Source organism: Streptomyces sp. (assembly GCF_035644915.1).
Lineage (GTDB): Bacteria > Actinomycetota > Actinomycetes > Streptomycetales > Streptomycetaceae > Streptomyces.
Window position 1 is genome coordinate 1 of record NZ_DASQNP010000208.1, and the last position, 12,678, is coordinate 12,678.

At 75.2% G+C, this 12,678-nt stretch carries 7 protein-coding genes and 1 pseudogene; 4 read left to right on the top strand and 4 right to left on the bottom strand.

Annotated features, from left to right (window positions below; translation table 11 throughout):
- The 4 genes and pseudogenes from VE546_RS23185 to VE546_RS23200 form a co-directional block, all read right to left on the bottom strand.
- Positions 1–385: pseudogene (locus tag VE546_RS23185) on the bottom strand (hypothetical protein); the annotation flags it as partial.
- Positions 386–695: 310 nt separating this feature from the next.
- A complete protein-coding gene (prfB, locus tag VE546_RS23190; protein ID WP_324925476.1) occupies positions 696–1,817 on the bottom strand; it encodes a peptide chain release factor 2 in 1,122 nt (373 codons plus the stop codon).
- Positions 1,818–1,922: 105 nt separating this feature from the next.
- Positions 1,923–3,182, bottom strand: coding sequence for a serine/threonine-protein kinase (locus VE546_RS23195; RefSeq protein WP_324925478.1), 1,260 nt, complete (start codon positions 3,180–3,182; stop codon positions 1,923–1,925).
- 157 nt (positions 3,183–3,339) lie between these two features.
- Complete coding sequence (locus VE546_RS23200; RefSeq protein WP_324925480.1) at positions 3,340–5,064, bottom strand: serine/threonine-protein kinase; 1,725 nt, start codon at positions 5,062–5,064, stop codon at positions 3,340–3,342.
- 533 nt (positions 5,065–5,597) lie between these two features.
- Between VE546_RS23200 and VE546_RS23205 the strand changes: the two genes are divergently transcribed.
- The 4 genes from VE546_RS23205 (at position 5,598) to VE546_RS23220 (ending at position 12,647) form a co-directional block, all read left to right on the top strand.
- On the top strand, positions 5,598–8,768 hold the full coding sequence (locus VE546_RS23205; protein ID WP_324925527.1) for an FtsK/SpoIIIE domain-containing protein: 3,171 nt from the start codon (positions 5,598–5,600) through the stop codon (positions 8,766–8,768).
- 185 nt (positions 8,769–8,953) lie between these two features.
- The gene (locus VE546_RS23210; protein WP_324925482.1) at positions 8,954–10,330 is read left to right on the top strand and encodes an ABC transporter substrate-binding protein; all 1,377 of its coding nucleotides are present in this window, start codon (positions 8,954–8,956) and stop codon (positions 10,328–10,330) included.
- A gap of 23 nt (positions 10,331–10,353) precedes the next feature.
- Entirely contained in the window at positions 10,354–11,718 is a 1,365-nt protein-coding gene (locus tag VE546_RS23215) for a sugar ABC transporter permease (RefSeq protein WP_324925484.1), read from the top strand.
- A complete protein-coding gene (locus VE546_RS23220) occupies positions 11,715–12,647 on the top strand; it encodes a carbohydrate ABC transporter permease (protein ID WP_414720556.1) in 933 nt (310 codons plus the stop codon). Before VE546_RS23215 ends, VE546_RS23220 begins: the two co-directional genes overlap by 4 nt.
- The last annotated feature ends 31 nt before the right edge of the window (positions 12,648–12,678 follow it).

Genomic DNA, 12,678 nt, shown 5'->3' on the forward strand with positions numbered 1-12,678 from the left:
TGGGGCCCGGGTCGGTCGGACCCGGGTCCGTGGGACCGGGGTCCGTGGGGCCCGGGTCGGTCGGACCCGGGTCCGTGGGACCGGGGTCCGTGGGGCCCGGGTCGGTCGGACCCGGGTCGGTCGGACCGGGGTCGGTCGGACCCGGGTTGGTCGGGCCGCCGTCGACGCCGGAGATGGCACCGCCGTCGGTGCTGCCACCGTCGGTGCCACCGTCGGTGGAGCCGTCCGTGGTGCCCTCTGTGGTGCCCTCCGTGACGCCGAGCTGCACGCCGGCGCTGATGTCCAGCGCCGAGGCCGTGCCGACGGCGGTCAGCGACGCGCCCGCGAGGAACACCGCACCGGCGGCGATCCGCGCAACACGCAGTCGCGTCCTGGAATGTGTCATATGCCAACTACCCCCAGTAGTGGTCATCGTCAATGGGGCAGCCGTGCGGAGCTTCCTGCGTGCCGGGGTCTCCTGCGTCGAGCCGTCGGTCGGCGATCGTCGATCGGGCTCTGCCCACCCCCGTGCCTACGCGCCCCAAACACGCGCGTGCCGGCTGGAATGCTTTCCCAGTTGTCACATCGACGTCAAGCCGGTCCCGGCCGAAATGTCCGTGCTGGACGGGTAGTTGGCACACCTTCAGACCGAGTTGTGACCCAACCGACACCCGGCGGGCGGGGCCGTCGGGCGGGCGTGGACGCCCCGGTGGACGTCAGTCGGCCTTCTGCTCCTGCTCCTGCCGCTTGCGCCAGCGGATGCCCGCCTCCAGGAAGCCGTCGATGTCGCCGTCGAGGACGGCCTGGGGGTTGCCGACCTCGTAGTCGGTGCGGAGGTCCTTGACCATCTGGTACGGCTGGAGGACGTACGAACGCATCTGGTTGCCCCAGGAGTTGCCGCCGTCGCCCTTGAGGGCGTCCATCTTGGCCTGCTCCTCCGCCCGGCGGTGCGCCAGGAGGCGGGCCTGGAGGACGCGCATGGCGGCGGCGCGGTTCTGGATCTGGGACTTCTCGTTCTGGCAGGAGACGACGATGCCGGTCGGCAGGTGCGTGATCCGGACCGCCGAGTCGGTGGTGTTGACCGACTGGCCGCCGGGACCGGAGGAGCGGAACACGTCGATGCGGATCTCGTTCTCCGGGATCTCGATGTGGTCGGTCTGCTCCACGACCGGCAGCACCTCGACGCCCGCGAAGGAGGTCTGGCGGCGGCCCTGGTTGTCGAAGGGCGAGATGCGCACCATGCGGTGGGTGCCCTGCTCGACGGAGAGGGTGCCGTAGGCGTACGGGGCCTTGACGGTGAAGGTGGTGGACTTGATGCCCGCCTCCTCGGCGTAGGAGGTGTCGAGGACCTCCGTCGGGTAGCCCTTGCGCTCCGCCCAGCGCAGGTACATCCGCATGAGCTGCTCGGCGAAGTCGGCGGCGTCCACACCGCCGGCCTCGGCGCGGATGCTGACCATGGCCTCGCGGGGGTCGTACTCGCCGGAGAGCAGGGTGCGGACCTCCAGCTCGTCCACCGCCTTCTGGACCGACTTCAGCTCGGCCTCGGCCTCGGCCCGGGCGTCGGCGTCGTTCTCGGCCTCGGCCAGCTCGAACAGCACCTCCAGGTCGTCGATCCGGCTGTGCAGCTCCTCGACCTTGCGGAGCTGGCCCTGCAGGAGGGAGAGCTTGCTGGTGACCTGCTGGGCGTTCTCGGGGTCGTCCCACAGGGAGGGGGCCGCGGCCTGCTCTTCGAGCGCGGCGATGTCGGCCCTCAGCTTGTCGAGGTCCAGGACGGCCTCGATCGACTCCATGGTCGAGGTGAGGGACTTCAGTGTTTCGGATACGTCGACGACTGCCACGCATCCAGACTAACGGCTGGAAGGGCCGTTGCCTCCGCGGCGTCGGCGGGCACCCGGCCGGCCGGGCAGCCGGCCGGGTGCCCCGACGGCGGGCGAACGGCCCGGTCAGGGCCCTTCCGGCCGGTCGCTCTCGGTGGACGAGGGGGTCGCCGGATCGCCCTCCCCGTCGTCGGACAGCGCCAGCCAGCCGCCGACGCCCAGCGCGGCGGCGACGGCCGTGGCCGTGAGGCCCAGCCTGATGCGGCGGCGGCGCTCGGCCGCCCGGTGCCGCGCGGAGCCGGCGCGCGGAGTGCCCGGGGCGCGGGGCGTACGGGCGGTGCCGTGGGCGCCGCCGGCCAGCTCGTCCGCGCCGGGGACGCGCATGCTGGTGTGGGTGTCGCGGGTGGAGTCGGGCCCGGGTCCGCCGTGGACGAGCGGGACGGCGCCGCGGGCGGAGGTGTCGTACGGCGTGCCCTCGTACGCGGCCCGCTCGCCGTACTCCCCGCGGTCGCCGTACGTCTCCGGCTCCGGTTCCGGCTCGTCGATGTCCAGCGGCGGGTGGCCGGCCAGGGCCGGGAGCAGTTCCCGCAGCCGGGCGGCCAGCTCCGGGGCGCGCAGCCGGGAGGCGGGGGCCTTGGCCAGGCACTGGTGGATGAGCTGCCACAGCTCGTCCGGGATGCCGGGCAGCGGGGCGACGCGCTCGGTGACGTGCCGGCGCAGGACGGCGCCGGGGTGGCCGCCGCCGAAGGGCGTGAAGCCGGCGAGCAGTTCGTAGAGCACCGTGGCCAGCGCGTAGACGTCGACGGAGGCGCGCGGCGGCAGGCCCTCGACGATCTCGGGGGCGACGTAGTCGGGGGTGCCGACCACCCGGCTGCCGTTGCCCCGGCTGGGCGCGTCGATCAGTTTGGCGACGCCGAAGTCGGTGAGCAGCGCGGGCGGCGCGCCCCCCGGTCCGGCCGGGGCGTTGACGTCGAGCAGGACGTTCTCGGGTTTGACGTCGCGGTGCACGATCCCGGCCGCGTGGGCGGCGGCCAGCGCGTCGGCGACGTCGGCGGTGATGGCGACCGCGACCTCCGGCGCCAGGCGGCGCTCGCGCTCCAGCCGGGTGCGCAGGTCCGTACCGCGCACGAGGTCCATGACGAGGGCGAGGTCGTTGCCGTCGACCACCAGGTCGCGCACGCCGACGACGCGCGGGTGGTGCAGGCCGAGCAGCGCGGTGCGCTCCTGGACGAAGCGGCCCACCAGCTCCTGGTCCGCGGCCAGGTCCTCGCGCAGCAGCTTGATGGCGACGGGACCCTGCGGCCCCTCGCCCAGCCACACCGTGCCGGCGCTGCCGCGACCCAGGATCTGGTGGGCGGTGTACCGACTGCCGATCTTCCGTGACATGGCGACAAAACTACGCGGCCCGCGGGGGGTCGTGCCCCTCGGATGGCGGCAACCTTCACCTCGGTGACGGAAATCCACTCCCGAAAGTCGACAAAGTCCCCCGGCCGTCCATCACCGGACGGCCGGGGGACCGGACGACGGGGCGCCCGGACGCGGGCTACTGACCGCTGCCGACGAGGTCCTCCACCCACTTCCGGGCGTCGCCGAACCAGTTCTTGGTGTCCTCCCACAGTTGCCTGCCCTGGTCCCACCACTCGGGCAGGGGCGTGAAGTTCCAGACCAGGACGCAGATCACGACGACGATCAGGACCATGAACAGGCAGCCCTTGAGGCAGCCGAGCCCCGGGATGCGCATCGGGTTGGCGCTGCGCTGCCGCGGCTGCCGCGGAGCGGGCGACGGCGCGGGCGGGCTCGGGGGCTCGTACCGCCGCGGCTGCGGCTCGGGCCGACGGGGCGGCGTGGGGGCGTACGGCTGGGGCGCCTGCTGACGGCCGCGCTGCCGGCGCGGCTGGGGCTGGGGCTGCGGTTGCGGCTGGGGCTGCTGGGCGGGCGGCTGCGGCGCGGGCCGGCGCTGGGGACGGCGGCGCAGCGGGTCCAGCTCGGGGTCGAGGGGCTGGAACTGCGTCTGCTCGTTGCGGTCCCGGGCGGCGCGTAGCTGGGTCTGCCAGGGGTGCGGCTCCTCCGGCCGCGGCGGCCCGTCGCCCTGGCCGCCGGGCGGGGTGTTCGGCAGGGGCTGCATGACCCGGGTCGGGTCGGCGTCGGAGCCCCCCTGGCCCGGGCCGCCCTGGCCCGGGCCGCCCGGACCGGGGCCGCCGGTCTGCGGCAGGACGCTGGTGGCGGCGTTGGGGTCGTACGCGGGCCCGCCGTCCCCGGGACGGCCCGTGGTCGGCAGCACCTGGGTGGGGTCCGCGGCGCCGGGCGGGCCGGCGGGCGGCTGCGGGCCCCCGGGCACCGGAGCGGGCGACGGGTCGGGGCCCAGCAACGCGGCGACGCCCATCGCGGCCTCGGCCTGCGCGGGCGAGGCCGTCGCCCGGATGCCCGCGGCGACCGTCCGCAGGGCGCGGGCGAGGTTCTCCGCGCTGGGCCGCTCGTCGGGGTTCTTGCGCAGGCAGCGCTCGATGACCGTCCACAGCGGCAGGGGCACGCTGCCGGGGCGCTGCGGCTCCTCGTTCAGGTGGCGCTGGAGGATCTCCAGGGCGGTGCCGCCGCCGAAGGGCGGGTGGCCGGTGACCAGCTCGTACAGCAGGATGCCCGCGCCGTAGACGTCCACGGCGGAGGTCTGCGGCCGTCCCTCGGCGGACTCGGGCGCGACGTAGGCCGGGGTGCCGACGAACTCGTGGGTGCGGGTCAGCCCCGGGGAGTCGGCCAGACGGGCGATGCCGAAGTCGGTGAGCATCGGCCGCAGGCCCTCGGGGTCGTCCTCGGACCCGGCGAGCAGGACGTTGGCGGGCTTCAGGTCGCGGTGCACGATCCCGTCGGCGTGGCTGGCGGCCAGCGCGTCGGCGATCTGGGCGGTCAGCAGCGCGGCGCCGACCGGCGAGAAGGGACCGTTCTCGCGCAGGTAGCGGTGCAGGTCCGGGCCGTCGACCAGGTCCATCACGAGGGCGAGCAGATCGCCCTCGACCACCAGGTCACGGGTGCGGACGATATTGGGGTGGGTGAGGCGGAGCAGGACGGAGCGCTCGCGCAGGAAGCGCATCACCACGTCCGGGTCGTTCGCCAGCTCCTCCTTGAGGACCTTGATCGCCACCGTCTCGCCGGGGTGCCCGGCCACGGCCGCCTCGGCACCCGCCGTCTCCCTCTGGCGTGCGCGCCAGACGGTGCCCGTCGCGCCGCGTCCGAGCGGCTCTTCGAGCAGGTACTTGCTGCCTACCGGCCGCACGTCATGCGCTCCCTGGTCTTGATCTGCACTGCCGGGACGGCCGCGGCGCGGCGCCCCGTCGGCCCACTGTAATGCCGTACGGAGGGAGAGCGAACGGACACGGGCGCACCGGGCCGGCCCGGTCCGCCCGGCTCCCCTCCCGCCCGGGCCCTTCCGCTCCCGCGTGGCCCGCACCGGCCCCTTCCGGGATCTTCCCGCCCTCCCTGGTCTCCTCCGGTCTCTTCCGGCCTCTTCCGGTCTTTTCTCCGGCCTTCTCCGCCTCTCCGCTCCTTCCGCCGCCCTTCGGCCCTCCCTGCTCCGGACGCGCCGGACGGGCGGACGGTTGCCGGGAACCGGGACCTCCGGCTCCGGCCACCGGCACCCCGAGGGGGCGATCCGCAACGGAGCGAAACGCTCAGTGGACAGGCAATTACCGGCCACATTTGCGTGCGGAGCCGACCAATCAAGATCATTCGACGGAGGACCGCGGGCACGGTGACGGTGGTCGGTGCGAGGATGCATCCAGCATCACGGGACTGAAGGGGCCGATGGCGATGCAGATCCGGCTTACTGTCCTCGGGCCGCGCGGCGGTCACGCGGAGCAGACCGCGAGCGGGTGCGACGTGCTGGTGACCGCCCCTCCCGGGACGACCCTCTCCGCCGTGACCGGGGCACTCGCCGCGGCCGCCGCCTCCGCGGGCGCCGCGCCCGCCGCCGGCTCCGGGGACGCGGTGGCGGTCTTCGCCGGGACCAGGCGGCTGGACGCGGCACGGCAGATGCTCGGCGTGCCGCCGCTGGTGGACGGCGCGGTGATCTCGCTGTACGGACCCGCCCCCTGGCCCCACGACGTCGCCCCCGGCGCGGCGCCGGTCCGGCTGCACGTGGTCGCCGGGCCGGACGCGGGCGGGGTCCACCTGCTGCGGGGCGGGCAGGTGCGCGTCGGCCGCTCCGCCGAGGCCGACGTACCGCTGGACGACCCGGACGTCTCCCGGCTGCACTGCCTGGTCACGGTGACCGACACGGGCACGGCGACGGTCACCGACCTGGCCTCCACCAACGGCACGACGGTGGACGGCACCGCCGTCCACGACCGGCCGGTCCCCCTGCCGCCGGGGGCGACGCTGCGGCTGGGCGAGTCCGCCGTGCGGCTGCGCGCCGAGCCCGGGGTGGCCGGCATACCCGGGGCCCCGCCCGCCCTGCCCACCCTGCCGGACGGCGAGGGGCACCTGCGGGTCGTCCCGGGCGGCACCGCCGCGTCCACCGCGTCCACCGCGTCCGCCACCACGGCCGGGACCGGCACCTCCGCCCTGCGCCCCGTCCCGCCCCGGCCCCCCGCCGCCGAGACGGTCACCGGGCTGGGCGGCGCGACGGTGCCGCGCGCGCCGGAGGGGCCGGCCACGCCGTACGTCCCCGGCCCCGGGAGGGCGCCCGAGGAGGTCGAGCACCGGCGCGCCGACCACCCCTTCCCCGACGGCGGCGGCACCCACGGCGCCGGGTTCGTGCCCCCGCGCGGCCCGTCCGGCGAGCGGCGCGGGCGCGGGGGCCTGGGCTCCTGGACGCGGTGGCTCACCGGCGGGCGGCAGGAGGACGACCGGGCGGGCGCGACCGGAGCGGCCGGCGGCGCGTGGCCCGACGCGTCCGCCGCCCCGGCGGACGACGAGCGGTGGCCCGACCCCTCCGAGATCCTGCTCACCGCCCTGGGCCCGGGCCCCCGGCTGTGGGAACGCGGCCCGGACCACCCCGACGCACTGGCCGTCCGGCTCGGCACGACCCGCCGCGCGGGCGGGGGCGTCGCCCCGGTGACGGTGAGCCTGCGGGAGACCGGCTCGCTGGGCCTGGCCGGGCCCCGGGCCCGGCTGCTGCCGCTGGTGCGCTCGGTGCTCGCCCAGCTCGCCGCGCTGCACGGGCCGAGCGCCCTGGAGGTCGTGCTGCTGGCCCCGGGCCGGCCGGACGGCGGCCGGGTCCGCGACGAGTGGTCCTGGCTCGGCTGGCTGCCGCACCTGCGCCCGGCGCGCGGCCAGGACTGCCGGCTGCTGCTGGCGTACGACCTGGAGCAGGCCGCCGCCCGCACCGAGGAACTGGTCCGACGGCTGGACGGCCGGGGGCCGGGCACCGGACCGGGCGCGGGGCCGCTGACGGTCGCCGTGGTCGACGGCGATCCCGGCCCGGCCGGGCTGCGCGAGGCCGTGACCCGGCTGGCCGCGCACGGACCGGCCGCCGGGGTGCACCTGCTGTGCCTGGCCGAGACCCCGGCCGCCACCCCCGCCTCCCCGCTGGCCGTCACCCTCGAGGCCGCGTCCACCGCCTCCCCCGCCTTCCGCGCCTGCGGCGCCGTGGGCCTGCTCAGCGGCGCCGTCGCCACGGCGATCCGGGTGGTCGTCCGCGGCACGGACCCGGCGAACGCCCCGGTCGCGACCGTGGACGGGGTGTCGGAGGCCTGGGCCGAGCGCTTCGCGCGGGCCCTGGCCCCGCTGCGCGAGGCCGATGCGCCGGAGGGCCCGGGCGCGGCCCGCCCGGCGCCGCTGCCGCAGACCTCCCGTCTCCTGGACGAGCTGGGGCTGGCGCGGGCCACGCCCGCCGCGCTGCTGGCCCGCTGGGCCGACCCGGTGGAGCGGCCCGGTTCCGGCGCGCCCGCCGGGGCGCCCGGTCCGCGGGTCGCCGCGGTCCTCGGCACCGGGCCGCGCGGCCCGGTGACCGCCGACCTCGTGGCCGACAGCGGGCCCGTGCTGGTCAGCGGGGCGGCCGGGACCGGCAAGACGGAGCTGCTGCGCTCGCTGGCCGCCTCGCTGGCCGCCGGGGAGCGGCCCGACCGGCTGTCCCTGGTCCTGGTGGACGGCGACGGCGACGGCCTGCGGGTCTGCGGCGACCTGCCGCACGCCACGACGTACCTCGCCGCCGGCGACCCGGTGCGGATGCGGGAGTTCGCCCAGGCCCTCAGCGGCGAGCTGAAGCGCCGCGCGGAGCTGCTCGGCGACCGCCCCTACGAGGAGTACGCGCAGTACGCGGACCGGGAGGCGCGGGCCGTACGGCACCCCGCCGCGGGCGGCGCCGCCCGCGTGGTCGCGCAGCGGCAGCCCGGCCGCGGCGCCGAGCCGGGCCCGGGCGCCGCCACCGTCCCCGCTCCGCGGTCCGACGCGGACCGCGGCACCCTCAAGCTCCGGGCGCGCGGCCAGGCCCCGGCACCGGCCGCCGGAGCGCCCGGCCCGCTGCCCCGGCTGGTGGTCCTCGTCGACGACTTCGACATACTGGTCGACCCCGCTCTGGGCAACCCCGGGCGGCCGGCGGCCGGTTCCGTGGTCCGGGCGCTGGAGGCCGTGGCGCGGGACGGAATCCGGTTGGGGGTGCACCTGGTGGTCGCCACCGGGCGTCCGGACCGCACGGCGCACACCGCGGCCGGCCGGGAGGCGGTGCTGCGGATCTCCCTGGGCGGCGACGGCACGGCCGAGGGGGCGGCCGAGGGGACGCCGCCCGGGCGCGGGACGCTCCACCGGCCGGACGGCCCGGCGGTCCCCTTCCAGGCCTGCCGGGTGACGGGCCGCATCCCGCGGACGGCGACCCTGCGGCCGACGGTGGTCCCCCTGGACTGGGCCCGCGCCGGAGACCCGCCCGCCCGCCGGTCCGTACGCGAACTGGGCAACGGCCCCACCGACCTGGCGCTGCTCGCCAGCGCCATCGAGCGCGCGGCCCGGGAGGCGGGCGCCCCCGCCGCGCCCCCGCTGCTGTGACCGGGACGGCACGGACCACGGCGGCAGGACCACGACGGCACGGCGCATCACGAGGGGGTCACGAACCGCGGGCCGACGTGTGACGCGGTATTGCCGCGCACAGTGTTCAGGCGTAGGACTGATCAAACGGGACGTACGGTGCGGCCGTCCGACGACCGGCCGTGCCCACAGTGGGGACGGTGAGCATGCGCACTTCTGTCCGTACAACTCGATCGCGGGCCGTGAGAGCGGGTACCGCACTGGCCGCGGTGCTGGCCCTCTCCCTGGCGGCGGCCTGCGGCGGAGGCGACAGCGGCGGCGAGGGCTCCGGGGGGAAGGACGCGCAGGAGCGGAAGCCCACCGTCGAACTGCCCCGGCTGGACGGGCAGAAGCTCCAGGTCGCCGCGGTGTGGACGGGCCTGGAGCAGAAGAACTTCCGCAAGGTGCTCGACGAGTTCGAGGAGCGCACGGGCGCCGAGGTCAGCTTCGTGCCGACCGGCGACAGCGTGGCCACCTTCATCGGGACCAAGGTCGAGGGCGGCGCGCCGCCGGACGTGGCGTTCCTGCCGCAGGTCGGCGTGTTGCACCAGTTCGCCGAGAAGGGCTGGATCAAGCCGGTCGAGGCGGCCACCCAGGAGCAGTTGGAGAAGAACTTCTCCCAGGGCTGGCGGGACCTGGGCGCCCACGAGGGCAAGCAGTACGGCGTCTACTACAAGGCCGCCAACAAGTCCCTGGTCTGGTACAACACCACCGCCTTCGAGAACGCGGGCGTGAGCGAGCCGAAGACCTGGGACGAGTTCCTCCAGGCCGCCCGGACGATCTCCGACTCCGGTGTCCCGCCGGTGTCGGTCGGCGGCGCGGACGGCTGGACGCTCACCGACTGGTTCGAGAACATCTACCTCTCCCAGGCCGGACCCGAGAAGTACGACCAGCTCGCCCGGCACGAGATCAAGTGGACCGACCCCTCCGTCAAGGAGGCCCTGACCACCCTCGGCGAGCTGTTCGGCGAGAAGGAGCTGCTCGCGGGCGGCAACGACGGCGCGCTGCGGACGGAGTTCCCCAAGTCCGTCACCCAGGTCTTCGCCGAACCCGACGCCCCGCAGGCCGCGATGGTCTACGAGGGCGACTTCGTCGCCGTCAACATCGGCGACACGAAGTCGAAGATCAACGAGGACGCCAAGGTCTTCCCGTTCCCGGCGGTCGGCGGGGACTCCCCGGTGGTCAGCGCGGGTGACGCGGCGGTGGTGATGAAGGACAACAAGGGCGCCCACGCCCTGCAGACCTTCCTGGCCTCCACCGACGCCGCCGCGATCTGGGCCGAACAGGGCGGCTTCATCTCCCCCAACAAGGAGCTGGACACCTCCGTCTACCCCAACGACGTGCTGCGCGACATCGCCGACGCGCTGATCGCCGCGGGCGACGACTTCCGCTTCGACATGTCCGACCAGGCCCCGGCCGCCTTCGGCGGCACCAAGGGCGAGGGCGAGTGGAAGGCCCTCCAGGACTTCCTGGCCGACCCCCGGGACGTGGCCGGCGCCCAGCGCGAGCTGGAGGCCGCCGCGGCCAAGGCGTACGGCGACTGACGGACCGGACGGAGACGACTGTCATGTCGACCGCCACCGCGGGCGGCCCGGCGGCTCCCGGCCTGCCGGGCCCGCCCGTTCCCGGGACCCCGCGCCCTACCTCCGTCGTCCGCACCCGGCCCTGGCTGGCCGCCCTCTTCCTGCTGCCCGCGCTGGTGCTGCTGGGTGCGCTGGTCGTCTATCCCATCGCCTACTCGGTCTACCGCAGCCTCTTCGACGCGTCCGGCACCGGCTTCGTCGGCCTGGACAACTACGTCGAGCTGTTCACCGACGACGGCATCCTGACCGCGATCAAGAACAACACGATCTGGGTGGTCGTCGCCCCGACCGCCTGCACCGCCCTCGGCCTGATCTTCGCGGTGCTCACCGAACGGGTGCGCTGGGGCACGGCGTTCAAGCTGATCGTCTTCATGCCCATGGCCATCTCGATGCTCGCCGCGGGCATCATCTTCCGCCTGGTGTACGAGCAGGACCCGGACCGCGGCGTGGCCAACGCCGTCTGGGTCGGCGTCCACGACACCTTCAACGAGGCGTCCGCCTGGCCCGGCGCCCGGCCGCGCCCCGACTCCGGCCTGAAGGCGTCCGGCGGGGGCTCGTACACCACCGCCTCCGCGGTGGACGCCGCGGACCCGGCCAACCTCCCCCTGGTCGGCGTGCCGCCGCAGGACCTCGCCGACGCCGCCGACGCCAAGGCGGCCGGGCCCGCGGACGACGGCGGGGTCACCGGCACCGTCTGGGTGGACTTCGCCAAGGGCGGCGGCGGTGAGCCGGGCGAGATCGACCCGGGCGAGAAGGCCCTGGCGGGGGTGGAGGTCGAGGCGGTGAAGGACGGCAGGGTCGTCGCCAGCGCCGTAACCGGCGAGGACGGCACGTACGCCCTTCCGGCCGAGGCCGACGGCGCGCGGCTGCGGCTGCCCGCGTCCAACTTCACCGAGGCGTACAACGGCGTCAACTGGCTCGGCCCGAACCTGGTCACCCCGGCCATCATCGCCTCCTACGTCTGGATGTGGGCGGGCTTCGCGATGGTGCTGATCGCGGCGGGCCTGGCGGGCGTGCCGCGCGAACTGCTGGAGGCGGCGCGGGTCGACGGCGCGAACGAGTGGCAGGTCTTCCGCAGGGTCACGGTGCCGCTGCTGGCTCCCGTGCTCGCGGTCGTCCTCGTCACGCTGATGATCAACGTGCTGAAGATCTTCGACCTCGTCTACATCATCGCCCCGGGCGCCACCCAGTCCGACGCGAACGTGCTGGCCCTCCAGCTCTACCTGTCGTCCTTCGGCACGGGCGCCGACCAGGGCGTGGGCAGCGCCATCGCGGTGCTGTTGCTGCTGCTGGTGGTGCCGGTGATGGTCTTCAACATCCGGCGTCTGAGGAGGGAGAACCGACGGTGAGCACTCTCTCCGAGGCCACCCCCGCCCCCGGTTCCGCGCCCGCTTCCGCGCGGCAGGAGGGGGGAGGCGGACGGGCCCGGCAGCCGCTCGGCTCGCGGATCGCCGCCCTCACCGGCCACTGGGCGGTGCGCTTCGCCCTGGTCGTGGTCGCCCTGCTGTGGCTGCTGCCGACCACCGGGCTGCTGCTGTCGTCCTTCCGCGAGCGCTCCGACATCGCCTCCACCGGCTGGTGGACGGCGCTGGGCGACTGGTCGCAGCTCACGGCGACCAACTACCGGTCGCTGCTGGAGAACGACGCCATCACCAACTCCCTGCTGACGACCCTGGTCATCACCGTGCCCTCCACGGTGCTGGTCGTGGTCATCGGCTCGCTGGCCGGCTACGCCTTCGCCTGGCTGGACTTCCCCGGCCGCGACTGGTGGTTCCTGCTGGTGGTCGGGCTGCTGGTGGTGCCGGTGCAGGTGGCGCTGATCCCGGTGGCGAAGCTGTTCAACTCGCTGGGGATCTTCGAGACCACCGTCGGCGTGGTCACCTTCCACACGGCGTTCGGACTGCCGTTCGCGATCTTCCTGCTGCGCAACTTCTTCGCGGAGATCCCGCGCGAACTGCTGGAGGCGGCCCGGCTGGACGGCGCGAACGAGGTGCGGCTGTTCACCCGCGTCATCATGCCGCTGGGCGGCCCGGCGATCGCCTCGCTGGGCATCTTCCAGTTCCTGTGGGTGTGGAACGACATGCTGGTGGCGCTGATCTTCGCCGACGCCGGTGATCCGCCGATCACGGTGGCCCTCCAGCAGCAGGTGCGCCAGTTCGGCAACAACATCGACGTCCTCGCCTCCGGCGCGTTCGTCTCGATGGTGGTCCCGCTGGTGGTGTTCTTCGCCTTCCAGCGGCAGTTCGTCTCGGGCGTGATGGCGGGCGCGGTGAAGTGATCCGCGGACGTGTCCGCGGCGCGGTGCCCCG